Below are 26,808 nucleotides of genomic sequence, written 5' to 3' on the forward strand. Positions count from 1 at the left end.
GATGCCGACCACACTCCAGACCATCGACGAGCTGTACGAGGCGCTCCAGGCCAACCAGCGGCGCCCCTACGGCCGTACGCGCACCGTCACCGCCGAGGAACTCGTCGACGCCGCCGAGCAGTTCGACGAGCCCCTGCCGCTCGTCCGTACGCTGCTCGAACTTCAGGAGGCGTACACGTACGGCTCCGAGCCCCGTAAGTCGCCCGTGACCTTCGCCCGGCTGCTCACCCTCTTCGACGAGCAGCCCGACGTGTTCGACGAGAACCTGCGCCACCTGGTGTTCTGGCGGTTCAAGTGGGTGGCGGCCGCCCTGCGCGCGCTGCCGGAGATACCGCTGACCAGCCTGCGCCAGTGGCTGACCGAGATGCGCGACCGGTACGAGAAGGCCGGATACGGCCTCCAGCCCTACTACGGACAGGCCTACCGGCTCGCCGCCCACATCGGCGAGGACGCGGACCTCGCCTACGAACTGTGGGCGGGCCGCACCCGCACCCGGCTCAGCGACTGCGAGGCCTGCGAGATCTGCGAACGCGCCCTGTACCACCTCGCGTCGGGGGACGACGAGCGGGCGCTGCGCACCTGGGAACCCGTCCTGGCCGGCAAGGAGTCGTGCCAGGAGGAACCCGCCCGCTCCATGGCGTACGCCCTGCTGCCCCTGCTGCGCACCGGCCACACCGACCGGGCGCGGGAACTGCACCTCGCCGGATACCGCGGCTGCCGCCGCAACCCCTCGATGTCCGGCGAGGTCGGCCGGCACCTGGAGTTCTGCGCGCTGACCGGCAACGAGGCGCGCGGTCTCGAACTGCTCGCCGAGAACCGCGCCCTGTTCGACGAGGTCGACTCGCCGCTGGAACTCCTCGACTTCCTCACCGGCGTCGAGGTCCTCCTCCAGCGCGTCGAACAACTCGGCCACGGCGAACTGCCCGCCGCCGGCCACCCGGGCCGCACCTGGACGGTGACCGGACTGCGCGCCGAGGTGCACGACCGCGCCGACGATCTCGCCGCCCGCTTCGACGCCCGCAACGGCACCACGACCCACACGGAGCGCCGCGCGGCCCGCCTCGAGCGTGCCCCGCTCCTCCAGTCGCTGGAACTGACCCTGCGCACCCGCCACCTCGACGACGTGGCCCCGGCCGCCCCGGTCTCCGCTCCCGCCGCCCGTACCGCCCCCGCCGTCCCCGAATCGCTGCCCGAACTCGTCGCCCGGGCACGGGAGCTGGACGAACAGGGACACCCGGACGCGCGGTCCTGCTGGGCGGAGCTGCGCACCCGGGTCGCCGCCCGTGACTACACGCACCCCGACGACCCCGCCGTGGGCCCGCTCGAGCGGCTGCGCGCCGACCTGCTGGCCGACGAGGCGAGCCGACTGGGCGAGAAGGACGACTTCACCGAGGCGGCCGCCCTCTACGAAGAGGCCGCGGACCTGTACGACGACGCCGGAGCGCCGGCCCACGCGGCACTCGCCCGCGCCCACGCCCTCCTCGCCACCGCCGAGGCCCCGGCACAGTCCCCTTCGGGATCTGCGGCCGAGCCGCCCGCGACGGCCGGGACCCCCAGTGCCCGGGAAGCCCCGGCCCGCGAGCCCGCCCCAACCGGTGAGCCCGCCGCCGCGCCGCCGACGGAAGCGGTGGCACCGGCCCGCACGGGTGCTCCCACCGGGGAGCCCGCGGGGTCCGGGGCCGCGCCCGCCACGGAAGGCGTCGCCCACTCGCCGACGGAAGCCGCCCTCCAGGACGGCGCCGACGGCGCCGCCGCAACCGGCGTGCCGGGTTCCCCCGGTGCTGCCGCGGACGCCGCCTCTCCTGCTCCTTCCCAGCCCCCGGCGGACCGCGCCGATGCCACCCCGGCCAGGATCGCCGCGCTGACCGCCGCCCACGCGGCCATGGTCCGCCTGTACGAGGAGACCCCGGGCCTGGCCCCGTACCAGGAGGCCCGCCTGCTGCGGCTCCGGGCCACCGCGCTGGGCCTGCGCCTGCAGACGTCCGGGAGCGACGGGCACGTCACCGCGGTCCTCGACGAGGTCGAGCTGCTGCACGCCTTCGCCACCCGGCACGACGTCCTCGGACAGATCGCCGGCGCCCTGATGCTGCGGGCCAGCACCTACGCCATCGCCGGCGACCTGCCCGCCGCCCTCGCCGAGACCGACGCGCTCCTGGACCGGCTGAAGGCGCACGGTCCCGCCTGGCACCTGCCCCGGGCGCTGGGCCTGCGCGCCCGGCTCAAGCTCGGGCTCCAGGACGCGCGGGCCGCCCACGCGGACCTGGGCGAGGCGCTGCGCCTGGCCGCGGACTGGCCGGCCGGTGCCGTCGACACCGCCCGCCTCCACGGCGACCTCGCCGAGGCCTGCATGCACCTGGGCCGTCCCGACGAGGCGCTGCGGCACCTGACCCGCTCCGCGGAGCTGAACCTGAGGCGCGGCGACCGCTTCGACGCGTACTGCACCTACAGCAACGCCGCCACGCTCAGCCTGGACCTCGGCCGCGTCGAGGACTGCATCGCGCTGCTCGACTCCCTGCTGGCCGAACCGGACGTCGCCGCCGGAGAGCCGGACGACCGGCTGGTCGCCCAACTGCGCCTGACCCGCGCCCGGGCGCTGCACGCGGGGGAGGACCTCAAGGCGGCCACGGCCGAGTTCCTCGCCCTCGCGGCCGAGTCGGCCGGCTGGGACGACGACCCGGGAAGCCACGCCATGATCGCCTCGGAGACCGCCGTACTCCTCGCCGAGGCCGGTGAGTTCGGCCGGGCCCGCGAGGCGGCCGACCAGGCGCTGGCCGCCCATGCCCGCGACCCGCGCCACGAGGCGCTGAGCAACTGCCTGCGCGAACTGGCCCGCCTCCAGGCCCAGCGGCAGGGTTCCGACGGCCTGGCCGACGCGCTCGCCTTCCTCGCCGACGCGGGCCGGGTCGCCGACGGAGCCCGCGCCGCCGGGTACCAGGCCCACGGGCGCCCCCTGGACTCCGCGCTGGCCTACGAGTACGGCAGGGTCCACGCCTACGCCGGCGCCCACGAGGACGCCCTGACCGCCCTGGAGAAGGCCCTCGCCCTGGTCGGCGAGCCGGGTCCGGACAACGACCGGGCCGGCGAGTGGGCCGAATGCGTCCGCTTCGCGGCCGCCATGGAGGGCGTCTATCTGAAACGCCCCGCCCCCGCCCTCGCCCGCCTGGACGCGGCCGTCTCCCACCTGACCAACCTGGGGCACAGCGAGGAGACCGAGCCGCTGACGTCACTGGCCGCCCGGCTGCGCGACGAGAACTGAGGGGGCGTCGGGAAGCGGTGGAACCAGGAGCGGCCGGGCGACCGTCACCCGGCCGCTCGGGGATGCGACAGCTGCCCCGCGCCGCCCCGCCGGCCTATCCGCTCCTGGCCCCGCTCGGCGGCCCGAGTCTGCCGTCGCGCCCGCCGACGTTCACGGCGCACGGCCCGCGCGGTGCTGCTCGGCACCGACACCACGCCGTGCCGCTGGTTCCACACCTGCCGCGTCACCCACACGTCCAGCACGCCCCAGGTGGCCACCACCGTGCCCGCGACACTCGCGAGCACCATCGGGAACGCCAGCCAGGACTCCGCCAGCGTGCACAGGAAGGCCACCATCGCCAGTATCAGCGTCACGGCGACGACCAGCACCGCGCGCACGGCCGCCGTACGCACCGGATCCGGCATCCGTCGGCGTCGCGCGGGCTCCTCGGTCCACAACGGCCGATACCCCGGCCGTCGTTCACCCGCACTCGTGTCCGCCGGCCCCTCGCGCCGCTCCGCCGTGCCCATCGACATGTCACTCCCCACCGCCGGCAGACAGCTCGCCCGTGTCCCAGGACACGGCTCCCCTCTGGCTGCCCGGCTTGCGCCGCTTTACGCCACCCGGGGGCAGGATGCGGCTCCTGTTGCCGAATCCGCCTCCATTTCCCGTAGTGAAGGACGAACGACGGGTACCCAAGATTCCCGGAATCCTGCCCGGTCGAAAAAATTCGGCCAATCCGCCCGCCACGACGGAGCGAAGGCCTCCCGGCCGTCGCCCGGATCCGGGGGCGCAATCTCCCGCAATGACCGGACAACTGACCATCACCGACGCCGGGTACGGAAGTTCGGCCTCCGGATGGGTCTTCGAGTTACCTGTGGGTCGGTAGTAGGCTCGCGCCGTTTGTTGACGCACATGTGTACCCCCACCGGTGGGGGCCGAGCTGGGGGAGGCCATGCGCTTTCGCGGGAAGTCGATCCGCCGGAAGATCGTGGCGCTGCTCCTCGTGCCGCTGGTGTCCCTGACCGCGATCTGGGCCTTCGCCACGGTACTGACGGGACGTGAGGCGGCGCAGCTGTTCAGCGTCTCGACCGTCGTCGAGGAGATCGGCTACCCGATCGAGGACACCGTCCGCGTCCTCCAGCAGGAACGCCGCCAGACCCTCGTCCACCTCGCCGACCCGCGGGCCTCCGACGGACTCGCCGCCCTGCAGCGCAGCCGCACCGCCACCGACGAGGCCGTCGCCGAGATCCGCCGCAACGCCGCCGACGCCGACGTCCGGGACGACCTCGGCCCGGCCGGGGAGGAACGGCTCACCGCCGTACTGGACGCCTTCGACGGCATCGGCTCCCTGCGCCGCAGCGTCGAGGACGGCACCGTCAACCGCGCGCAGGCCCTCGGCCTCTACAACCGCCTGGTCGACCCCTGCCACGATCTGCTCGCCAACCTCGACGTCGTCGACGACGTGGGCCTGGACAAGCAGTACCGCGCGCTCGTCAACGTCGCCCGCGCCCGCGAACTGCTCTCCCGCGAGGACGCCCTCCTCGGCTCCGCCCTGGTCACCGGACGGCTCACGCGCACGGAGATACGGGACGTCTCCGACCTCGTGGCACAGCGCACCATGATGTACGACATCAACCTGCCGCAGCTGCCCGCCACCGAACGCGGCCGGTACCAGCGGTTCTGGAAGAACGCGTCCTCCGCCCCCCTCCGGGTCGCCGAGCAGGCCGCCGTCTCCTCCGACACCGGCACGCCGCGCGGCGTCACCGCCCAGAGCTGGGACACCGCCGCCGGGAGCGTCCTCAAGGAACTCGGCGAACTCGACGACAACGCCGCCGACCGCTACCAGGACCGTGTCGACCCGGTCGCCACCAACACCATCGCCAAGGTCGTCATCGCCGGAGCGCTCGGCCTGATCGCCCTGCTGTACTCCCTCTTCCTGTCCGTGCGCGTCGGCCGTTCCCTCATCCGCGACCTGAAGCAGCTGCGTCTGGAGGCGCACGAGGCCTCCGGCGTCCGCCTGCCCAGCGTGATGCGCCGCCTGTCGGCCGGCGAGGAGGTGGACGTCGAGACCGAGGTGCCGCGCCTGGAGTACGACAAGAACGAGATGGGCGAGGTCGGCCAGGCCCTCAACACCCTCCAGCGGGCCGCCGTGGAGGCCGCCGTCAAGCAGGCCGAACTCCGCGCGGGCGTCTCCGAGGTCTTCGTCAACCTCGCGCGCCGCAGCCAGGTGCTCCTGCACAAGCAGCTCACCCTCCTCGACACCATGGAGCGCAGGACCGAGGACACCGAGGAACTCGCCGACCTGTTCCGCCTCGACCACCTGACCACCCGCATGCGCCGGCACGCCGAGGGCCTGGTCATCCTCTCCGGCGCCGCGCCCTCCCGGCAGTGGCGCAAGCCCGTCCAGCTCATGGACGTGGTGCGGGCCGCCGTCGCCGAGGTCGAGGACTACGAGCGCATCGAGGTGCGCAGGCTGCCGCGCGTCGCCGTCACCGGCCCCGCGGTCGCCGACCTCACCCACCTGGTGGCCGAACTCCTGGAGAACGCCACGGTGTTCTCGCCGCCGCACACCGCGGTCCAGGTGCTCGGCGAGCGCGTCGCCAACGGCTTCACCCTGGAGATCCACGACCGGGGTCTCGGCATGGCCGCCGACGCCCTCCTCGACGCCAACCTCCGGCTGGCCGAGACACCCGAGTTCGAGCTGTCCGACACCGACCGGCTCGGCCTGTTCGTCGTCAGCCGGCTCGCCCAGCGCCAGAACGTCCGGGTGTCCCTGCAGCCCTCGCCCTACGGGGGCACCACCGCGGTCGTCTTCGTCCCCGACGCCCTGCTCACCGACGACGCCCCGGACACCAACGGTGTCGGCTTCCGCCTCGACCGCCCGCAGCCCGCCAAGAAGAAGGAGCGTGAGGAGAGCCGTCGTGCCGCGCTCTCCCACGTGCCCGCCCGGCTCCCCGAGCGGCCGGCCGCGATGCTGGACGGCCCGGTCGAACTGGAGGCGCCCGTCGACCTCGACGCCCTCGACCTGCCGGGCGTCCTCGACGACCAGGACAGCGAACGCGGCGGGCTGTTCCGCCCGCGCCGCTCACTGGCCGCGGCCGACGACGACCAGGCCCGCCGGCCCGGACGGCGACGCCCCGAGCCCCGGCACGGCGACGAACCGGACGAGGACGGGACCGGAGCGAACGAACCGGTCGCGCTGCCGCGCCGTCGAACCCCCAAGCTGGTCAGCTCGCACGGGCGCCCGGTCCCCGAGCGGCCCGCCCGGGACACCGCCGACGAGCCGCCCGCGACCGGCACGGACCGGACCGGACATCCCGCCGCACCCAAAACCCGGACGGACGACCTCCCGGCCCTGCCCGCCCGCCGCCGCGGCGACCGCACGGGAGACCGCGCCGAGGGCCGCGACGGCGGCATGCCCCCCGCGCGCGAGGGCACTCCGTCCGCCGACGCCGAGCCCGGCGCGCTGCCCAGGCGCGTACGGCAGGCCAGCCTGGCCCCTCAGCTCCGGCAGAGCCCCGAACCACCCGCCGAGGACGGCCCCGACCCCGCCGACCGCGACGCCGACGAGGTGCGCAGCCGCATGGCCTCGCTCCAGCGGGGCTGGCAGCGCGGCCGCAAGGAGAACGCCGCGACCGAGCACCCACCCGGCGGCACAGCACCATCCGCACCACGAGGAACGACTAAGGGGGACGGTCGATGACCGCACCGAAGACGACCGGCCACACCGCGACCAAGTCCGGGGAGCTGAACTGGCTCCTCGACGACCTGGTGGACCGGGTCGCGAGCATCCGCAAAGCCGTCGTCCTGTCCGGCGACGGGCTGGCGACGGGCGTGTCCAAGGACCTCACCAGGGAGGACAGCGAGCACCTGGCAGCCGTCGCGTCCGGATTCCACAGCCTCGCCAAGGGCGTGGGCCGGCACTTCGAGGCGGGCAGCGTCCGGCAGACGGTCGTCGAACTCGACGAGGCCTTCCTCTTCGTCACGGCCGCCGGCGACGGGAGCTGCCTGGCCGTCCTGTCCGACGCCGACTCGGACGTCGGCCAGGTCGCCTACGAGATGACCCTGCTGGTCAAGCGGGTCGGAGTGCACCTGGGCACCGCTCCGCGCACCGATCTGTCCTCCGGCGGGTAAGTGGGATGACATGAGCGCAGACGGTCAGGGAACAAACCACTGGTTCGACGACGAGGCAGGCCCCGTCGTCCGTCCGTACGCCATGACACGCGGCCGCACCACCAGCGCGGCCCAGCACCGCCTCGACCTGATCGCGGTGGTCGTCACGGAACCCCACGCGGACGAGGCGGAGGCGGACGTCACCCTCTCCCCGGAGCACGTGGACATCGTCGGGCTGTGCCGCGGGACCCCGCAGTCGGTCGCCGAACTCGCCGCCGAACTCGACCTTCCCGTCGGAGTGGTGCGGGTGCTGGTCGGCGACCTCGTGGACAGCGAACTCGTTCATGTGAACCGGCCCGTGCCCCCGGCCGAACTGCCCGACGAGAACATCCTGCGCGACGTGATCAACGGCTTGAGGGCACTGTGAGCCGCTCCCCGGTCACGTCGGGCGGCGGCAGGTTAAGGAGAAGAGACCGATGATCTTCGGGCGTTCCCAGCGCGGCAAGCCGCCGGTAGAGCCCGTCACGCTCAAGATCCTGGTGGCCGGCGGGTTCGGCGTGGGCAAGACCACCCTCGTCGGCGCGGTCAGCGAGATCAGGCCGCTGCGCACCGAGGAACTGCTCACCGAGGCCGGACGGCCCGTCGACGACGTCAGCGGCGTGGAGGGCAAGCACACCACCACCGTGGCCATGGACTTCGGGCGGATCACTCTGCGCGAGGACCTGGTGCTGTACCTCTTCGGCACACCCGGCCAGGAGCGGTTCTGGTTCATGTGGGACGAGCTGTCCGAGGGCGCGCTCGGCGCCGTCGTGCTGGCCGACACCCGGCGCTTGGAGGACTGCTTCGCCGCCGTCGACTACTTCGAGCGGCGCTCCATCCCGTTCGTGATCGGCGTCAACTGCTTCGAGGGATCGGCACGCTACCCGGCCGAAACCGTCCGCCGGGCGCTCGACCTCGACGCGGACGTGCCCCTGGTGATGTGCGACGCGCGCGACCGGGAGTCCGTCAAGGAGATCCTCATCGGGGTCGTTCAGCACGCGATGGCCCAGGCGTCGGACCGCCGCCGGGCCGTCACGACCTGAACGCGCCCGGCCCCTTCCCCTGTCCGCCCCACCCCTGATAGATGCAGGGAACATGACACGACTCTCCACCACCCTCCGCGGTCTGGTCACCGCCTTCGCCGCCGTGCTCGCCGTCACGGCCGTCCCCGCCACCGCGCAGGCACGGCCCGAACCGAGGGCCCCGGAGGACTTCGTGGCGCTGCGCAGCGTCGACCCGACGATCATCGAGGAGATGCGCTACGCCACCGCGCACAACTTCGTCGGCGAGCGTGTCGACGGCTACCGGCAGCCCCTGTGCATCCTCACCCGCCCCGCGGCCGAGGCCCTCCACCGCGCCCAGACCCGGCTGCTGCGCCAGGGCTACTCCCTCAAGGTGTACGACTGCTACCGGCCCCAGCGCGCCGTCGACCACTTCGTCCGCTGGGCCGAGGACCTCGGCGACCAGAAGATGAAGGCCGAGTTCTACCCGGAGGTCGACAAGACCCGTCTGTTCGCCGACGGCTACATCGCGGAGAAGTCCGGCCACAGCCGCGGCTCGACCGTGGACCTCACCCTCGTGCGGCTCCCCGCGAAGCCCACCCGTCCGTACCACCCCGGACAGACCCTGGTGTCCTGCTTCGCGCCGCAGGACGAGCGCTTCCCCGACAACTCCGTCGACATGGGCACCGGTTACGACTGCTTCGACACCCGCTCGCACACCCTCGACCCCCGCATCCAGGGCGTCCAGCACGCCAACCGGATGCTGCTCAAGGACACCCTGGAGGACGTCGGCCTGGTGAACCTGCCCGAGGAGTGGTGGCACTTCACCTACCGGCCCGAGCCCCACCCGGACACCTACTTCGACTTCCCGGTCTCCGCGAAGTCGCTCGCCGGCCGTCGCTGACGGGCCTGCCGGAGCCGCCCCCTCCGTGATCGGATACAGTCCGCCGCGTGTCCGAAACTGAAACCTCCGTTCCCAACTCCGCGCCCGACTCCCACTGTTCGAGCTGCGGATCGCCCTACGGAGAGGGCGTCTCCGGCTGGCCCCGCACCTGCCCCGCGTGCGGCACCGTGGCCTACCGCAACCCGCTGCCGGTCGCGGTGGCCCTCCAGCCCGTGTACGACACCCAGGGCACCGCCCTGGTCGTCATCACCCGCACCGTGACCCCCGCGCGCGGCGGCGTCGCCCTGCCCGGCGGCTACGTCGACGACCGGGAGGACTGGCGGCAGGCCGTCGTCCGCGAACTCAAGGAGGAGACGGGCATCGACGCCGCGAGCCGCGACGTACGGCTCGCCGACGCCATGAGCTCGCCCGACGGCCATCTGCTGCTCTTCGGGCTGCTGCCCGAGCGGCCCGCCGAGAACCTGCCGCCCTCCGCCGTCACGGACGAGACCGAGGGATGGCACCTCCTGCGCCGGCCGGAAGAGCTCGCCTTCCCGCTGCACACCCGCGCCGTACGAGCGTTCTTCGAGGGCCGCTACATCTGAGGAGCCGACCGCTCCGCGAGCCCACGGACGCGGACCGGGCAGGACGGCTCGCTCACCCCGTCCTCGCCCGACCGCTCCACGACCACCCGCCGCCCCTCCCAGCGGGACGCATACCGTTCGATCTCCGGTTCCACCCAGCCGTCGCCCGCGTCCGGCACGACCAGGCCGCCGCCGGTCCGCCCCCGCGCGGGCGCCCACACCTCCAGTTCCGGCGCGCCGTCCTCGCCGCGCACCGGAACCACCGCCCCCGCCCGCGCGAACACCGGAATCCGGGCCGGCGGGGCGTCGACGACCACCCGCGCGGGTCCCTCGTACGCCCGCTCCGTCACCACGTCGTACCAGCGCCCCCGCGGCAACCGTACCGCCCGCCGGTCCGCGCCCGGACGGAGCACCGGGGCCACCAGCAGACAGTCGCCCAGCAGAAAGGCGTCCTCGCAGTCCCGCAACGCCCGGTCCTCCGGCGCCGACCACCACAGGGGACGCACATAGGGAGCCCCCGTGCGCCGGGCCAGATGCGCCAGCGTCACGAAGTACGGCAGCAGCCGCCACCGCTCGACGAGCACCACGCGCGCGTGCTCCAGGACCTCGTCGCCGAACTCCCACGGCTCCCCGTGCGTGCGCAACAGCGGCAGGTGGGCGGCCAGCTGGAGCCACCGCAGATACAGCTCCGGCGACGGACTCCCCTCCGCGCCGGCCACATCGGTCCCCGCATACGGCACCCCGCACAACCCGAGCCCCAGCACCCGCGCCAGCGACGACCGCAGCCCCGCCCAGCCCGCCACCACCTCCCCGGACCACGTGCCGCCGTAGCGCTGCAGCCCGGCCCAACCGGAACGGGACAGGACGAACGGCCGCTCACCCGGCGCCAGCGCCCGCAGCCCCTCGTACGCGCTCCGGGCCATGCCCAGCGCGTAGACGTTGTGCGCCTCCCTGTGGTCGCCGCCCCCGCCCTCCAGCGCGTGCCGGGCCGACCGCGGCAGTGTCGGCTCCCCGAACGCGGTGAACGACGTGGGCTCGTCCAGGTCGTGCCAGAACCCGGCGAACCCCTGCCCGAGCCGTTCCTCGTAGAGCCCGCCCCACCACGCGCGCACACGCGCGTGCGTGAAATCCGGGAAGACCACGTCCCCGGCCCGCCCCACACCCCGGACCACCGTCCCCGCAGCGTCCGGCACGAACACGCCCCCGCGCGTCCCCGCGTCGTACACGGCGCCGCCGGGCACGGCCGCAACCGCCGGCTCGACCGCCGACACCAGCCGCACGCCCTCCCTGCGCAGCTCCTCCGCCAGCACGGGCAGCTTCGGGAACCGCTCCTCGTCGACGGTGAACGCCTGCCGGGCATCGGCGTGCCCGAGACCCAGATGCACCGCGTCCAGCGGCAGGCCGCGCTCCCGGTGACCGGCCACCACCCGCCGCACGTCCTGCTCGTCCCCGAACCCGGACCGCACGTGATGGTGCCCGAGCGCCCACGCCGGCGGCAGCGCGGGCGCACCCGTCAGCGACGCCCAGGCCAGCAGCACGCGCGCGGGGGTCCCCACCATCACCCAGCACCGCAGCGGACCGCCCTCCATCCGCAGCACGCTCCGCCCCGGCCGGTCGTGCCCGGACCCGGCTCCCTCCTCACCCTCCCGCAACGCCACCGTGCCGTCCCACGAGGTGTCGTGGAACACCAGGTGCGTCCCCGCGTCCGCCACCACCATCTGCACCGGCATCGTGACGGACGCCGCGTCCGCACCGCCCGCGCGGGGCAGACCTTGACCGGTATTCCACAGGCGGTACGTGCCGTCGCGCAGCCGGGGACCCACGGACCGCCCACCGAGCCCGAAGAACCGGGCGTCGGCCGCCACCTCCGAGCGCTGCGTCCAGCGCGCCGGCCCGCCCTCGACCGGCTCCCACCAACGGGGCGGCAGCTCACGACGCAGCACCACACCACCGGGCGTACGCACCTCGACCGCCCCGTTCCGGGACACGGCCACCGTCGCCCGCTCCGCCACCACCCGCCAGCCGCCGTCCTTGTCCGGCTCCAGCACCGCCCGCGGATCCGGCTCGGGACAGCGGCCCGCCAACGCGTGGGAAGGCTCCGGCCCCGCCCCGTCCCAGCCCCAGAACACGGCGCCGTTCACCGCGACGAGGACCCGCAACTCCGACCGCCCGAACCGGACGACACCGCCCCCCGGCCCGGACTCCACCTCAAGCATCGTCCCCGGCACCCGCGCCCGCTCCGCGCCCCGCGGCGGCAGCGCCGCGGCGTCGGCACGCCGTCCGCGCCAGGCCGCCCGCACCGTACGCCACCCGTGCGCCACCCCCGCGGAACCCACCGTCTTCATCGAACGCACCAGGTCACGACCGTCCATGCCGATCACCCTGCCATCCACCACCGCGCGCGTGGGCGTCGTTCAACTGCCGTTCACCCGTGACCGGACCACATCTTCATGCCACCGGCTATGTGAGGCGCACCCTGGTGCGGAAGTCGATCACATGGCATCGTCCCTGTCAGCCGCGTCACGCGCACACCCCAGCCCGTGCGCGCAGGACGCACACGACGCGCACAGTCCGGGAGCCGCCCCATGTCGACCGAGAACCCCCAGCCGCTCTGGCAGCCGGATGCATCACGCATCGCCCAGGCCCGCATCACCAGGTTCCAGACCTGGGCGGCCGAGCACCACGGAGCCCCCGCCGAGGGCGGGTACGCCGCGCTGCACCGCTGGTCCGTCGACGACCTGGACACCTTCTGGAAAGCCGTCACGGAGTGGTTCGACGTCCGCTTCTCGACCCCCTGCACGCGCGTGCTGGGCGACCGCACGATGCCCGGCGCCCAGTGGTTCCCCGGCGCCACCCTGAACTACGCCGAACACGCCCTGCGCGCGGCCGACACCCGCCCGGACGAAACGGCCCTCCTCCACGTCGACGAGACCCACGAGCCGACCCCCGTCACATGGGCCGAGCTGCGCCGCCAGGTCGGCTCCCTCGCCGCCGAACTGCGCGCCCTCGGCGTACGCCCCGGCGACCGCGTCAGCGGCTACCTCCCCAACATCCCCCAGGCCGTCGTCGCCCTCCTCGCCACGGCCGCCGTGGGCGGCGTCTGGACCTCCTGCGCACCCGACTTCGGCGCCCGCAGCGTCCTGGACCGCTTCCAGCAGGTCGAACCCGTCGTCCTGTTCACCGTCGACGGCTACCGCTACGGCGGCAAGGAGCACGACCGCCGCGACACCGTCGCCGAACTCCGCCGGGAGCTGCCCACGCTGCGCGCGGTGATCCACATCCCGCTCCTCGGCACCGAGGCCCCCGACGGCGCGCTGGACTGGCAGAGCCTGACCGCCGCGGACACGGAGCCCGAGTTCGAGCAGGTGCCCTTCGACCACCCCCTGTGGGTGCTCTACTCCTCCGGCACCACCGGCCTGCCCAAGGCCATCGTCCAGTCCCAGGGCGGCATCCTGGTCGAGCACCTCAAACAGCTCGGCCTGCACTGCGACCTCGGGCCCGAGGACCGCTTCTTCTGGTACACCTCGACCGGCTGGATGATGTGGAACTTCCTCGTCTCCAGCCTGCTCACCGGCACCACGATCGTCCTGTACGACGGCAGCCCCGGCTTCCCCGCCACGGACGCCCAGTGGCGCATCGCGGAACGCACCGGCGCCACCCTCTTCGGCACCTCGGCCGCCTACGTCATGGCCTGCCGCAAGGCCGACGTCCACCCGGCCCGCGACCTGGACCTCTCCGCGATCCAGTGCGTCGCCACCACCGGCTCCCCGCTCCCGCCCGACGGCTTCCGCTGGCTGCACGACGAATTCGCCGCGAACGGCTCCGACCTGTGGATCGCCTCCGTCAGCGGCGGCACCGACGTCTGCTCCTGCTTCGCCGGCGCCGTCCCCACCCTCCCCGTCCACATCGGCGAACTCCAGGCCCCCGGCCTCGGCACCGACCTCCAGTCCTGGGACCCGAACGGCAACCCGCTCACCGACGAGGTGGGCGAGCTGGTCGTCGCCAACCCCATGCCCTCGATGCCGATCCGCTTCTGGAACGACCCCGACGGCAGCCGCTACCACGACAGCTACTTCGACACCTACCCCGGCGTCTGGCGGCACGGCGACTGGATCACCCTCACCTCCCGAGGCTCCGTCGTCATCCACGGCCGCTCCGACTCCACCCTCAACCGCCAAGGCGTCCGCATGGGCTCCGCCGACATCTACGAAGCCGTCGAGCGACTCCCCGAGATCAAGGAATCCCTCGTCATCGGCATCGAACAGCCCGACGGCGGCTACTGGATGCCCCTCTTCGTGCACCTGGCGCCCGGAGCCACCCTCGACGACGCCCTCCTGGACCGCATCAAGCGGACCATCCGCGCCAACCTCTCCCCGCGCCACGTCCCCGACGAGGTCATCGAGGTCCCCGGCATCCCGCACACCCTCACCGGCAAACGCATCGAGGTCCCGGTCAAGCGCCTCCTCCAGGGCACCCCGCTCGACAAGGCCGTCAACCCCGGCTCCATCGACAACCTCGACCTGCTCCACTTCTACGAGGAACTCGCCCGCAAGCGCTCCTGACCAGCACACCGACGAGCCGGCCGCCCCGCAGGCGGCCGGCTCCCCGCGCCCGCCCCGACGCCGTTGTCAGTGCCGCCGATTACTGTGAGTGAGCATTGATCGACCGTGCACAGGGGGAAGAAATGGCGCACACCGACCAGACCGACCACACCATGCGACGCGTCCTGCGCCGCGAGATCGCGGGCACCATCGGCCTGCTCACCGACGAACACGACTTCCGAGCCATGCGGCGCTACCGAAGCTTCACCTTCCACGACCACGCCGCCTACCTGCGCCAGGTGGAATCCCTGCTCAAGACACGGGCGGCACAGGGCACCCACACCACGATCGCGCTCTTCGACCCGGAGGAGTACGCCGCCTTCTGCACGGCCGCGGGCCTCGACGCCGACGCCCCCGCCACCCGCGCCCGGTTCACCGCCGAACTGGCCGCCCACGGCCCCACCGTGCCGTACGAGGGCCAGTCCCTCGCCGACCTGCTCCCGGCCCTCGTCGACGAGGCCGTCCGCCAGGCCACCTGGGAGTACACCTCGACCCTCCTCGCCACCCTCGGCAGCTGCGCCACCTGCGGCGAGGACCTCGGCCGGGCCGCCTTCACCCGCGCCCACCGCCTCCTGCACCGGGTCCTCGAAACGGCCCCACCGGGCAGTCGGCACCTGGTCTGCAGCGTCAAGGGCCACCCGGCCGAGACCCTCCTCGCCGTCCTGCTCGTCGAGGAGGAGAGCGACGGCACCCCGCACATCGACGAGGCCGAGGCCCTGGAGTTCACCAGCGTCCTCGCCCTCGGCCTGGCGACCCACAGCCCCGGCGGACTCGTCATGCGCATCAGCCCGCCCAACGGCCCCGACCGCATCCACGGCTGGCGCCTGCGCGGCTACGGCCTCGAACCCCTCACCGCCGCCGAGGTCTTCGACGCCTACTGCACGGACGTCGAGTCCGGCGACCTCATCTCCCCGGAATCCAACGTCGACTACTGCGCACCGCCCGACCTTGGAGACGACCGCCTGCCACCCGGACACCACCACTGAAAGCGCGAGCGGGGCGCCCCACCCGAAGGTGGAACGCCCCGCACCACAGCCACGGCGGCAACCGCAGCCGTCCTACTCGCCGGACAGCACCGCCTGCGCGGCGTTCCGCGCCTCCTCGGCACTGTCCGCAGCCCGGGCGGCAGCCGCGGCACGCTCGCACTGCGCCAGCGTGAACTTGGCCAGCGTCGCCCGCACGTACGGCAGCGACGCCGCACCCATGGACAGGGAGGTGACACCGAGACCGGTCAGCACACACGCCAGCAGCGGATCCGAAGCGGCCTCACCGCAGACACCGCAGCTCTTGCCCTCGGCCTTCGCCGCCTCGGCCGACAGCGCGACCAGGTCGAGCAGCGCCGGCTGCCACGGGTCCTGCAGCCGGGACACCGCGCCCACCTGACGGTCGGCGGCGAAGGTGTACTGCGCGAGGTCGTTCGTCCCCAGCGACAGGAACTCGACCTCCTGCAGCACCGAGCGGGCCCGCAGCGCCGCCGACGGGATCTCCACCATGGCGCCGAACTTCGCCCGCAGCCCGGCCTCGCGGCAGGCGTCGGCGAACGCCTTGGCATCGGCCCGGTCCGCCACCATCGGAGCCATGACCTCGAGGTAGACCGGCAGCCCCTCGGCCGCCTTGGCCAGCGCGGTCAGCTGCGTACGCAGGACATCGGGGTGGTCGAGCAGCGTCCGCAGGCCACGCACGCCGAGCGCCGGGTTCGGCTCGTCGCCCGGGGTGAGGAAGTCCAGCGGCTTGTCGGCGCCGGCGTCGAGCACCCGCACGACGACCCGGCCCTCCGGAAACGCCTCCAGCACCTGCCGGTAGGCGGTGACCTGCTTCTCCTCCGACGGCGCGTTCTCGCTGTCGTCGAGGAAGAGGAACTCGGTCCGGAACAGACCGACGCCCTCCGCGCCCGCCTCGACCGCCGCGGGCACGTCCGCGGGACCGCCGATGTTGGCCAGCAGCGGCACCTTGTGACCGTCCGAGGTCGCCCCCGGTCCCGTCGCCGCGGCGAGTGCGGCCTTGCGCTCGGCGGCCTCGGCCGTCAGCCGTGCCTTCTTCTCCTCACCCGGGTTCACGAAGATCTCGCCGGTGCTGCCGTCGACGGCGACGACCGTGCCCTCGGGAAGCTCACCGGCGCCCGGCAGGGCCACCACGGCAGGCACACCGAGCGCCCGCGCGAGGATCGCGCTGTGACTGGTCGGCCCACCCTCCTCGGTGACGAAACCCAGGACGAGCGTCGGGTCGAGCAGCGCCGTGTCGGCCGGCGCCAGGTCTCGCGCGATGAGCACGTACGGCTCGTCGCTGTCCGGCACTCCCGGCATCGGCACCCCGAGCAGACGGGCGACGATACGATTCCGCACGTCGTCGAGGTCCGCCACGCGACCGGCCAGGTACTCACCGGCACCGGCCAGCAGAGCGCGATACGCCGCGAAGGCGTCGTACACCGCACGCTCGGCCGTGCTCCCGACGGTGATCCGCCGCTCGACGTCGGCCATCAGCTCGGGGTCCTGGGCCATCATGGCCTGAGCTTCGAGCACGGCCTGGGCCTCGCCCCCCGCCAGATTGCCGCGCGCCATCAGATCGGCCGCCACAGCTTCCACGGCCTTGCGGGCGCGTCCCTGCTCACGCTCCGCGTCCTCGGCCGGAATCTGCTTCGCCGGCGGCTCCAGGACCGCCGTCCCCATGTGCCGAACCTCGCCGATCGCCACACCGTGGCTCACACCGACGCCTCGCAGCGTTGTCTCCATCTCACCCGTCCCGATAGTGCGGCGGGTCCCGCCGCCGCGGTGGTTGTCCTACCAGCCGTCGATGCCGCCGTGCGACGGCGCCGACGTCACTTCCAGAGGAAGAGACTCTCGCCGGCCTTCACGTCGCCGTCCTCACGGAGCTCGGTGAGCGCCTCGGCCGTGGCCTCCAGGGCCACGATCGGGCAGACCGGCGACTTTCCCGCCGCCTCGACCGCGGCCGGGTCCCAGCGGACCACGGCCTGACCGCGAACGACGGTGTCGCCCTTGTTCACCAGCAGCTCGAAACCCTCGCCGTTGAGCTGCACGGTGTCGATGCCGAGATGGGTCAGCACACCGTGCCCGCTGTCGTCGACGACGACGAAGGCGTGCGGGTGCAGAGAAACGATGACGCCGTCCACGGGAGCGACCGCCTCGGAGGGCTCCCGCACGGGGTCGATGGCGGTGCCCGGGCCGACCATGGCCCCGGAGAAGACGGGATCGGGCACGGCGGCCAGGCCGATGGCGCGTCCTGCGAGCGGGGACGAGACGGTGGTCATGGGAAGCCTCCCAGGGCGGAGATCTGTACGGGCCGTCACTGCTTGTCCCGGACGGCACACTGAGCAGCAGGGTATGTCATAGGAAGTACCGGTTCCGCATGAGTCTTACCAATAGAGGTCTAGACCACACTCGCCACGGATTTGCACCCGTTCGGCGGCCGCGTGTACAGTCGTTACTCCTGCCTGAGGTTGAGCGGTGCGAAGCAACGCGTCCTCGCCCCGGCAGTACCCAACTCATCAGATCCTATCTCTCAATCGCCTTCTGCATGTCCGCAGGACGGTGGTCAGAGGGACCGGAAAAGCCTGATAGTGTTGGAAACACCGAAGGGAAGCGCCCGGAGGAAAGCCCGAGAGGGTGAGTACAAAGGAAGCGTCCGTTCCTTGAGAACTCAACAGCGTGCCAAAAGTCAACGCCAGATATGTTGATACCCCGTCTCCGGCCATTCGGCTGGGACGAGGTTCCTTTGAAACACACAGCGAGGACGCTGTGAACGTCGGGACTATTCCTCCCGATGTTCCGCTCTCGTGGTGTACGCCGGATAACCGGCAAACATTCACGGAGAGTTTGATCCTGGCTCAGGACGAACGCTGGCGGCGTGCTTAACACATGCAAGTCGAACGATGAACCACCTTCGGGTGGGGATTAGTGGCGAACGGGTGAGTAACACGTGGGCAATCTGCCCTGCACTCTGGGACAAGCCCTGGAAACGGGGTCTAATACCGGATACTGACCTGCCAAGGCATCTTGGCGGGTCGAAAGCTCCGGCGGTGCAGGATGAGCCCGCGGCCTATCAGCTTGTTGGTGAGGTAATGGCTCACCAAGGCGACGACGGGTAGCCGGCCTGAGAGGGCGACCGGCCACACTGGGACTGAGACACGGCCCAGACTCCTACGGGAGGCAGCAGTGGGGAATATTGCACAATGGGCGAAAGCCTGATGCAGCGACGCCGCGTGAGGGATGACGGCCTTCGGGTTGTAAACCTCTTTCAGCAGGGAAGAAGCGAAAGTGACGGTACCTGCAGAAGAAGCGCCGGCTAACTACGTGCCAGCAGCCGCGGTAATACGTAGGGCGCAAGCGTTGTCCGGAATTATTGGGCGTAAAGAGCTCGTAGGCGGCTTGTCGCGTCGGTTGTGAAAGCCCGGGGCTTAACCCCGGGTCTGCAGTCGATACGGGCAGGCTAGAGTTCGGTAGGGGAGATCGGAATTCCTGGTGTAGCGGTGAAATGCGCAGATATCAGGAGGAACACCGGTGGCGAAGGCGGATCTCTGGGCCGATACTGACGCTGAGGAGCGAAAGCGTGGGGAGCGAACAGGATTAGATACCCTGGTAGTCCACGCCGTAAACGGTGGGCACTAGGTGTGGGCAACATTCCACGTTGTCCGTGCCGCAGCTAACGCATTAAGTGCCCCGCCTGGGGAGTACGGCCGCAAGGCTAAAACTCAAAGGAATTGACGGGGGCCCGCACAAGCGGCGGAGCATGTGGCTTAATTCGACGCAACGCGAAGAACCTTACCAAGGCTTGACATACACCGGAAAGCATCAGAGATGGTGCCCCCCTTGTGGTCGGTGTACAGGTGGTGCATGGCTGTCGTCAGCTCGTGTCGTGAGATGTTGGGTTAAGTCCCGCAACGAGCGCAACCCTTGTCCCGTGTTGCCAGCAACTCTTCGGAGGTTGGGGACTCACGGGAGACCGCCGGGGTCAACTCGGAGGAAGGTGGGGACGACGTCAAGTCATCATGCCCCTTATGTCTTGGGCTGCACACGTGCTACAATGGCCGGTACAATGAGCTGCGATACCGCAAGGTGGAGCGAATCTCAAAAAGCCGGTCTCAGTTCGGATTGGGGTCTGCAACTCGACCCCATGAAGTCGGAGTCGCTAGTAATCGCAGATCAGCATTGCTGCGGTGAATACGTTCCCGGGCCTTGTACACACCGCCCGTCACGTCACGAAAGTCGGTAACACCCGAAGCCGGTGGCCCAACCCCTTGTGGGAGGGAGCTGTCGAAGGTGGGACTGGCGATTGGGACGAAGTCGTAACAAGGTAGCCGTACCGGAAGGTGCGGCTGGATCACCTCCTTTCTAAGGAGCACTTCTTACCGGCCCTCGGGCTGGTCAGAGGCCAGCATGCGAGCGAACGTCTCGCACTGGTTGCTCATGGGTGGAACGTTGACTACTCGGCACGATCGGGATGAGGACTGCTAGTACTGCTTCGGCGTGGAACGCAGGATCTTGACTGAACGTGTCGGGCACGCTGTTGGGTGTCTGAGGGCACGGCCGTGAGGCTGGGTCTTCGGTTGCCGGCCCCAGTGAACTTGCTGCTTGCGGCAGGGTGATGGGTGGTTGGTCGTTGTTTGAGAACTGCACAGTGGACGCGAGCATCTGTGGCCAAGTTTTTAAGGGCGCACGGTGGATGCCTTGGCACCAGGAACCGATGAAGGACGTGGGAGGCCACGATAGGCCCCGGGGAGTCGTCAACCAGGCTTTGATCCGGGGGTGTCCGAATGGGGAAACCCGGCAGTCGTCATGGGCTGTCACCCGCTGCTGAACACATAGGCAGTGTGGAGGGAACGCGGGGAAGTGAAACATCTCAGTACCCGCAGGAAGAGAAAACAACCGTGATTCCGGGAGTAGTGGCGAGCGAAACCGGATGAGGCTAAACCGTTCACGTGTGAGACCCGGCAGGGGTTGCGTGTGCGGGGTTGTGGGATCTCACTTCTGTTGTCTGCCGGCAACAGGGCGAGTCAGAAACCGTTGATGTAGGCGAAGGACATGCGAAAGGTCCGGCGTAGAGGGTAAGACCCCCGTAGTCGAAATGTCAGCGGCTTGCTTGTGAGACACCCAAGTAGCACGGGGCCCGAGAAATCCCGTGTGAATCTGGCGGGACCACCCGCTAAGCCTAAATATTCCCTGGTGACCGATAGCGGATAGTACCGTGAGGGAATGGTGAAAAGTACCGCGGGAGCGGAGTGAAATAGTACCTGAAACCGTGTGCCTACAAGCCGTGGGAGCGTCGGACATCAAGCTTGCTTGGTGTCTCGTGACTGCGTGCCTTTTGAAGAATGAGCCTGCGAGTTTGCGGTGTGTTGCGAGGTTAACCCGGGTGGGGAAGCCGTAGCGAAAGCGAGTCCGAACAGGGCGATTCAGTAGCACGCTCAAGACCCGAAGCGGAGTGATCTAGCCATGGGCAGGTTGAAGCGGCTGTAAGAGGTCGTGGAGGACCGAACCCACCAGGGTTGAAAACCTGGGGGATGACCTGTGGTTAGGGGTGAAAGGCCAATCAAACTCCGTGATAGCTGGTTCTCCCCGAAATGCATTTAGGTGCAGCGTCGTGTGTTTCTTGCCGGAGGTAGAGCACTGGATAGGCGATGGGCCCTACCGGGTTACTGACCTTAGCCAAACTCCGAATGCCGGTAAGTGAGAGCGCGGCAGTGAGACTGTGGGGGATAAGCTCCATGGTCGAGAGGGAAACAGCCCAGAGCATCGACTAAGGCCCCTAAGCGTACGCTAAGTGGGAAAGGATGTGGAGTCGCACAGACAACCAGGAGGTTGGCTTAGAAGCAGCCACCCTTGAAAGAGTGCGTAATAGCTCACTGGTCTAGTGATTCCGCGCCGACAATGTAGCGGGGCTCAAGCGTACCGCCGAAGTCGTGTCATTCATACAATAGGGCCAACGCCTGTATGGATGGGTAGGGGAGCGTCGTCTGCCGGGTGAAGCAGCACCGGAAGGTAGTTGTGGACGGTTGACGAGTGAGAATGCAGGCATGAGTAGCGATACAAACGTGAGAAACGTTTGCGCCGATTGACTAAGGGTTCCTGGGTCAAGCTGATCTGCCCAGGGTAAGTCGGGACCTAAGGCGAGGCCGACAGGCGTAGTCGATGGATAACCGGTTGATATTCCGGTACCCGCTGTGAAGCGTCAAACATCGAACCAGGCGATGCTAAGTCCGTGAGACCGCCTGCTGCCGGCTTTGCCGTCAGTGGGAGTGGTGGAGCCGACGAACCAGACCTGTAGTAGGTGAGTGATGGGGTGACGCAGGAAGGTAGTCCATCCCGGGCGGTGGTTGTCCCGGGGTAAGGGTGTAGGCCGGTGTGTAGGTAAATCCGCACACCTTGTGGCTGAGACCTGATGCCGAGCCGATTGTGGTGAAGTGGATGATCCTATGCTGTCGAGAAAAGCCTCTAGCGAGTTTCATGGCGGCCCGTACCCTAAACCGACTCAGGTGGTCAGGTAGAGAATACCGAGGCGTTCGGGTGAACTATGGTTAAGGAACTCGGCAAAATGCCCCCGTAACTTCGGGAGAAGGGGGGCCACACCTGGTGACCGGATTTACTCCGTGAGCTGGGGTGGCCGCAGAGACCAGCGAGAAGCGACTGTTTACTAAAAACACAGGTCCGTGCGAAGCCGTAAGGCGATGTATACGGACTGACGCCTGCCCGGTGCTGGAACGTTAAGGGGACCGGTTAGCTTGGATTCGTCCAGGCGAAGCTGAGAACTTAAGCGCCAGTAAACGGCGGTGGTAACTATAACCATCCTAAGGTAGCGAAATTCCTTGTCGGGTAAGTTCCGACCTGCACGAATGGCGTAACGACTTCTCGACTGTCTCAACCATAGGCCCGGTGAAATTGCACTACGAGTAAAGATGCTCGTTTCGCGCAGCAGGACGGAAAGACCCCGGGACCTTTACTACAGTTTGATATTGGTGTTCGGTTCGGCTTGTGTAGGATAGCTGGGAGACTGTGAAGCTCGCACGCCAGTGTGGGTGGAGTCGTCGTTGAAATACCAGTCTGGTCGTGCTGGATGTCTAACCTGGGTCCGTGATCCGGATCAGGGACAGTGTCTGATGGGTAGTTTAACTGGGGCGGTTGCCTCCTAAAGAGTAACGGAGGCGCCCAAAGGTTCCCTCAGCCTGGTTGGCAATCAGGTGTTGAGTGTAAGTGCACAAGGGAGCTTGACTGTGAGACCGACGGGTCGAGCAGGGACGAAAGTCGGGACTAGTGATCCGGCGGTGGCTTGTGGAAGCGCCGTCGCTCAACGGATAAAAGGTACCCCGGGGATAACAGGCTGATCTTCCCCAAGAGTCCATATCGACGGGATGGTTTGGCACCTCGATGTCGGCTCGTCGCATCCTGGGGCTGGAGTCGGTCCCAAGGGTTGGGCTGTTCGCCCATTAAAGCGGTACGCGAGCTGGGTTTAGAACGTCGTGAGACAGTTCGGTCCCTATCCGCTGTGCGCGTAGGAGTCTTGAGAAGGGCTGTCCCTAGTACGAGAGGACCGGGACGGACGAACCTCTGGTGTGCCAGTTGTTCTGCCAAGGGCATGGCTGGTTGGCTACGTTCGGGAGGGATAACCGCTGAAAGCATCTAAGCGGGAAGCCTGCTTCGAGATGAGGACTCCCACCCACTTGATGGGGTAAGGCTCCCAGTAGACGACTGGGTTGATAGGCCGGATCTGGAAGCACCGTGAGGTGTGGAGGTGACCGGTACTAATAGGCCGAGGGCTTGTCCTCAGTTGCTCGCGTCCACTGTGTTGGTTCTGAAACCACGAACAACCCCACGTCCACAGCGTGGTGCGGTTGAGTGTTTCATAGTGTTTCGGTGGTCATAGCGTAGGGGAAACGCCCGGTTACATTTCGAACCCGGAAGCTAAGCCTTACAGCGCCGATGGTACTGCAGGGGGGACCCTGTGGGAGAGTAGGACGCCGCCGAACTCCTTTTAGAGCTCTGGCTCTTGGGCATACAGCCCGAGAGCCAGAGCTTTTTTGCGTTGAGGTAAGGTCAGTGAGCATCATTGGCTCGTTTCCCCCAGGAGGCCCCCGCGTGGAGGTCCAGGAGACCCGCGTGCAGACCGACCGGGTCCTCACCATCCCGAACATCCTCAGCATGGCGCGCCTGGTCGGCGTGCCCGTGTTCCTGTGGCTCATCCTGCGGCCCGAGTTCGGCGGCCCGCAGAGCGACGGCTGGGCGCTGTTGGTGCTGGCCCTCAGCGGGGTCAGCGACTACCTGGACGGCAAACTCGCACGGCGTTGGAATCAGATCAGCAGCCTCGGCCGGCTCCTGGACCCGGCGGCCGACCGGCTCTATATCCTCTCCACGCTGGTGGGGCTCACCTGGCGCGAGATTCTCCCGCTCTGGTTGACCCTTGTACTGCTGGCCCGGGAAGCGATGCTGCTGGTGATGGTGGGCATCCTCCGGCGGCACGGCTATCCGCCGCCGCAGGTGAACTTCCTGGGCAAGGCCGCCACCTTCAACCTCATGTACGCCTTCCCGCTGCTTCTGCTGAGCGACGGAAGCGGATGGATCGCGTCACTCGCCGCGGTTTTCGGATGGGCGTTCGCCGGATGGGGTACAACCCTGTATTGGTGGGCAGGTGTTCTCTACGTGGTGCAGGTCCGCCGCCTGGTTCGTGCGGACGTCGCAGCCGATTGAACTCGCTGATTGTGTGGTCCCGGTGGCCGGATGGCCCCCGCTGGAAAAGTGCGGGACCCTGGACGGGTGAAGTCGGCTAAACCGTCGTCTCTCAGAGGAGGACGCTTCCGACATGAAGGCCGTCGTGATGGCTGGAGGCGAAGGCACGCGCCTTCGTCCCATGACCTCGAGCATGCCCAAGCCGCTCCTGCCGGTGGTCAACCGGCCGATCATGGAGCATGTGCTCAGGTTGCTCAAAAGGCATGGGCTCAACGAGACCGTCGTCACCGTCCAGTTCCTGGCCTCGCTGGTCAAGAACTACTTCGGTGACGGCGAGGAGCTCGGAATGGAGCTCACCTATGCCAACGAGGAGAAGCCACTCGGTACCGCCGGAAGCGTCAAGAACGCCGAGGAGGCGTTGAAGGACGATGCCTTCCTCGTCATTTCCGGCGATGCCCTGACCGACTTCGACCTCACCGACCTGATCAATTTCCACAAGGAAAAGGGTTCGCTCGTCACCGTGTGCCTGACGCGCGTGCCCAACCCGCTGGAATTCGGCATCACCATCGTCGACGAAGAGGGCAAGGTCGAACGCTTCCTGGAGAAGCCGACCTGGGGCCAGGTCTTCTCGGACACCGTGAACACCGGGATCTACGTCATGGAGCCGGAGGTCTTCGACTACGTCGACCCCGATGTGCCCGTGGACTGGTCCGGTGACGTCTTCCCGCAGCTGATGAAGGAAGGCAAGCCCATCTACGGCTATGTCGCCGAGGGCTACTGGGAGGACGTCGGTACCCACGAGAGCTATGTGAAGGCCCAGGCCGACGTTCTGGAACGCAAGGTCGACGTGGACATCGACGGCTTCGAGATCTCGCCCGGAGTGTGGGTCGCCGAAGGCGCGGAGGTACATCCCGACGCCGTGCTGCGCGGGCCCCTGTACGTCGGCGACTACGCCAAGATCGAGGCCGGCGCCGAGCTCCGGGAGCACACGGTCGTCGGGTCCAACGTCGTCGTGAAGAGCGGTGCCTTCCTGCACAAGGCCGTGGTCGCGGACAACGTGTACGTCGGACCGCACAGCAATCTGCGGGGCTGTGTGGTCGGCAAGAACACCGACATCATGCGGGCCGCGCGGATCGAGGACGGCGCGGTCATCGGCGACGAGTGCCTGGTCGGTGAAGAATCGATCATCCAGGGGAACGTGCGGGTCTACCCGTTCAAGACCATCGAGGCCGGTGCCTTCGTCAACACCTCGGTCATCTGGGAATCCCGTGGGCAGGCCCATCTCTTCGGTGCTCGCGGAGTCTCCGGCATCCTGAACGTCGAGATCACTCCGGAGCTCGCCGTGCGGCTGGCCGGGGCGTACGCGACCACCCTGAAGAAGGGGTCCACCGTCACCACGGCCCGCGACCACTCCCGCGGTGCCCGTGCGCTGAAGCGGGCGGTGATCTCCGCGCTGCAGGCCAGCGCCATCGACGTACGCGACCTGGAGAACGTACCGCTGCCCGTGGCGCGGCAGCAGACCGCGCGGGGCAGTGCCGGCGGGATCATGATCCGGACGACCCTCGGCGTGCCGGACTCCGTCGACATCATGTTCTTCGACGGACAGGGCGCCGATCTGTCCCAGGGCAGCCAGCGGAAGCTGGACCGGGTGTTCGCGCGGCAGGAGTACCGGCGGGCGTTCCCCGGCGAGATCGGGGACCTGCACTTCCCGTCCAGCGTGTTCGACTCGTACACCGGATCGCTCCTGCGCAACGTCGACATCACCGGTATCGCCGATTCCGGGCTCAAGGTGGTCGTCGACGCCTCCAACGGCAGCGCGGGGCTGGTGCTGCCCAGCCTGCTCGGGAAGCTGGGCGTGGACTCGCTGACGATCAATCCCGGTCTCGACGAGGCCAGGCCCACGGAGTCGGCCGACATGCGACGGTCCGGGCTGGTGCGCCTCGGGGAGATCGTGGCGTCCTCGCGGGCCGCGTTCGGCGTGCGGTTCGACCCGGTCGGTGAGCGGCTGTCGCTCGTCGACGAGAAGGGCCGCATCATCGAGGACGACCGGGCTCTGCTGGTGATGCTCGACCTGATCGCGGCCGAGCGGCGCAGCGGCCGCGTCGCGCTCCCGGTGACGACGACCAGGATCGCCGAGCAGGTCGCCGCCTACCACGGCACGCAGGTCGAGTGGACGACCACCTCGCCGGACGACCTGACGCGGGTCGGAGGTGAGGAGGGCGCGATCTTCGGCGGCGACGGCAAGGGCGGCTTCATCGTCCCCGAGTTCAGCAGCGTCTACGACGGCACGGCGGCCTTCGTGCGGCTGATCGGATTGGTGGCGCGCACGCAGCTCACGTTGAGCCAGATCGACGCGCGGATTCCGCGGGCGCACGTGCTCAAGCGTGATCTGGCCACCCCGTGGGCCGTCAAGGGCCTGGTGATGCGGCGGGTCGTGGAGGCGGCCGGCGACCGGTTCGTGGACACCACGGACGGGGTGCGGGTGGTCGAGACCGACGGGCGCTGGGTGATGGTGCTGCCCGACCCGGCGGAGGCGGTCACCCATCTGTGGGCCGAGGGCCCCGACGACGCCTCCGCACAGGCGCTGCTCGACGAGTGGGCCGCGGTGGTGGACAGCGCGGGCCGGTAAAACGCACCGCACGCGCGCGTGCCGGACAAGTGTCCCCAAGGGGGCCTGT

15 protein-coding genes and 3 rRNA genes are annotated in these 26,808 nt (G+C 69.3%); 14 read left to right on the forward strand and 4 right to left on the reverse strand.

Features of this window, described 5'->3' with window-relative positions; all coding sequences use genetic code 11:
* The first annotated feature begins 1 nt into the window (after position 1).
* Positions 2-3,256, forward strand: coding sequence for a hypothetical protein (locus D1J63_RS30790; protein ID WP_125633328.1), 3,255 nt, complete (start codon positions 2-4; stop codon positions 3,254-3,256).
* A 44-nt stretch (positions 3,257-3,300) separates the two neighbouring features.
* On the opposite strand, the gene D1J63_RS30795 is transcribed toward D1J63_RS30790, so the two are convergent.
* Positions 3,301-3,765: a hypothetical protein gene (locus D1J63_RS30795; RefSeq protein WP_164713251.1), complete on the reverse strand. Its 465-nt coding sequence runs from the start codon at positions 3,763-3,765 to the stop codon at positions 3,301-3,303.
* A 425-nt stretch (positions 3,766-4,190) separates the two neighbouring features.
* Between D1J63_RS30795 and D1J63_RS30800 the strand changes: the two genes are divergently transcribed.
* Genes D1J63_RS30800 through D1J63_RS30825 form a run of 6 tightly spaced genes read left to right on the forward strand, consistent with a single transcriptional unit; the run spans position 4,191 to position 9,879 of the window.
* Positions 4,191-6,941: a nitrate- and nitrite sensing domain-containing protein gene (locus D1J63_RS30800; RefSeq protein ID WP_125633332.1), complete on the forward strand. Its 2,751-nt coding sequence runs from the start codon at positions 4,191-4,193 to the stop codon at positions 6,939-6,941.
* Complete coding sequence (locus tag D1J63_RS30805) at positions 6,938-7,372, forward strand: roadblock/LC7 domain-containing protein (RefSeq protein WP_102930780.1); 435 nt, start codon at positions 6,938-6,940, stop codon at positions 7,370-7,372. Before D1J63_RS30800 ends, D1J63_RS30805 begins: the two co-directional genes overlap by 4 nt.
* Positions 7,373-7,382: 10 nt before the next feature.
* Positions 7,383-7,778 carry a DUF742 domain-containing protein gene (locus D1J63_RS30810; protein ID WP_102930781.1) on the forward strand — a complete coding sequence of 132 codons (396 nt, stop codon included), beginning with the start codon at positions 7,383-7,385 and terminating at the stop codon, positions 7,776-7,778.
* A 49-nt stretch (positions 7,779-7,827) separates the two neighbouring features.
* Positions 7,828-8,433: an ATP/GTP-binding protein gene (locus D1J63_RS30815; protein ID WP_102930782.1), complete on the forward strand. Its 606-nt coding sequence runs from the start codon at positions 7,828-7,830 to the stop codon at positions 8,431-8,433.
* 52 nt (positions 8,434-8,485) lie between these two features.
* Entirely contained in the window at positions 8,486-9,295 is an 810-nt protein-coding gene (locus tag D1J63_RS30820; RefSeq protein ID WP_125633334.1) for a M15 family metallopeptidase, read from the forward strand.
* A gap of 47 nt (positions 9,296-9,342) precedes the next feature.
* On the forward strand, positions 9,343-9,879 hold the full coding sequence (locus D1J63_RS30825; protein WP_125633336.1) for an NUDIX domain-containing protein: 537 nt from the start codon (positions 9,343-9,345) through the stop codon (positions 9,877-9,879).
* On the opposite strand, the gene D1J63_RS30830 is transcribed toward D1J63_RS30825, so the two are convergent.
* Positions 9,870-12,230 carry a glycoside hydrolase family 31 protein gene (locus D1J63_RS30830; protein WP_125633338.1) on the reverse strand — a complete coding sequence of 787 codons (2,361 nt, stop codon included), beginning with the start codon at positions 12,228-12,230 and terminating at the stop codon, positions 9,870-9,872. The two genes, D1J63_RS30825 and D1J63_RS30830, sit on opposite strands and share 10 nt — an antisense overlap.
* Before the next feature lie 213 nt (positions 12,231-12,443).
* Here D1J63_RS30830 and D1J63_RS30835 point away from each other — a divergent pair, with 213 nt between their 5' ends.
* A complete protein-coding gene (locus tag D1J63_RS30835; protein ID WP_125633340.1) occupies positions 12,444-14,420 on the forward strand; it encodes an acetoacetate--CoA ligase in 1,977 nt (658 codons plus the stop codon).
* Positions 14,421-14,542: 122 nt separating this feature from the next.
* Positions 14,543-15,445, forward strand: coding sequence for a hypothetical protein (locus D1J63_RS30840; RefSeq protein ID WP_125633342.1), 903 nt, complete (start codon positions 14,543-14,545; stop codon positions 15,443-15,445).
* A gap of 72 nt (positions 15,446-15,517) precedes the next feature.
* Here the strand turns inward: D1J63_RS30840 and ptsP are convergent, their stop codons facing one another.
* Both ptsP and D1J63_RS30850 read right to left on the reverse strand, forming a co-directional pair.
* Entirely contained in the window at positions 15,518-17,188 is a 1,671-nt protein-coding gene (ptsP, locus tag D1J63_RS30845; RefSeq protein WP_087812196.1) for a phosphoenolpyruvate--protein phosphotransferase, read from the reverse strand.
* 86 nt (positions 17,189-17,274) lie between these two features.
* On the reverse strand, positions 17,275-17,724 hold the full coding sequence (locus D1J63_RS30850) for a PTS glucose transporter subunit IIA (RefSeq protein ID WP_102930187.1): 450 nt from the start codon (positions 17,722-17,724) through the stop codon (positions 17,275-17,277).
* A gap of 553 nt (positions 17,725-18,277) precedes the next feature.
* Between D1J63_RS30850 and D1J63_RS30860 the strand changes: the two genes are divergently transcribed.
* From D1J63_RS30860 to D1J63_RS30880, 5 genes are all read left to right on the forward strand, one after another.
* Positions 18,278-19,804 (forward strand): 16S ribosomal RNA (locus D1J63_RS30860).
* A gap of 304 nt (positions 19,805-20,108) precedes the next feature.
* A 23S ribosomal RNA gene (locus D1J63_RS30865) occupies positions 20,109-23,232 on the forward strand.
* An 84-nt stretch (positions 23,233-23,316) separates the two neighbouring features.
* Positions 23,317-23,433, forward strand: a 5S ribosomal RNA gene (gene rrf, locus D1J63_RS30870).
* The 16S, 23S and 5S rRNA genes sit together here, the layout of an rRNA operon.
* Positions 23,434-23,542: 109 nt before the next feature.
* Positions 23,543-24,151 (forward strand): CDP-alcohol phosphatidyltransferase family protein, encoded by a 609-nt coding sequence (locus D1J63_RS30875; RefSeq protein WP_102928917.1) that lies wholly within the window; start codon positions 23,543-23,545, stop codon positions 24,149-24,151.
* 112 nt (positions 24,152-24,263) lie between these two features.
* Positions 24,264-26,759, forward strand: a complete 2,496-nt coding sequence (locus tag D1J63_RS30880) for a mannose-1-phosphate guanyltransferase (RefSeq protein WP_102928916.1) — start codon at positions 24,264-24,266, stop codon at positions 26,757-26,759.
* Positions 26,760-26,808 lie beyond the last annotated feature (49 nt).

This window comes from Streptomyces sp. KPB2 (genome assembly GCF_003950055.1).
GTDB classification, from domain to species: Bacteria; Actinomycetota; Actinomycetes; order Streptomycetales; family Streptomycetaceae; genus Streptomyces; species Streptomyces salinarius.